The sequence below is a fragment of the Pseudomonas syringae genome (assembly GCF_000737245.1).
Lineage (GTDB): Bacteria > Pseudomonadota > Gammaproteobacteria > Pseudomonadales > Pseudomonadaceae > Aquipseudomonas > Aquipseudomonas syringae_J.
In genome coordinates, this window is sequence record NZ_JPQU01000102.1 from 1 (window position 1) to 307 (window position 307).

At 51.1% G+C, this 307-nt stretch carries 1 tRNA gene; it reads left to right on the plus strand.

What is annotated here, in order from left to right:
• Positions 1-231: 231 nt before the first annotated feature.
• Positions 232-307, plus strand: a tRNA-Val gene (locus tag IV01_RS00775).

Consider the following 307-nt stretch of genomic DNA (forward strand, 5'->3'; position numbering starts at 1 on the left):
ATACCGGCCTGTCACGCCGGGGGTCGCGGGTTCGAGTCCCGTCCGCTGCGCCATACATAGCTTTGAGGCCCTTGAACTCCTTGAAGCGAAAGAAAGCGACCTTAACCGGTCGCTTTTTTTTTGCCTGAATTTCCTGTCCGGAAGCGTTACCTGTTTTGATGAGATAAATTGTTTTAATTCATTGACTTAGTTTCTTTTTTTGCGTAAATTTCGCGGCCTCAACGAAGCAAAGGGTGATTAGCTCAGCTGGGAGAGCAGCTGCCTTACAAGCAGCGGGTCGGCGGTTCGATCCCGTCATCACCCACCA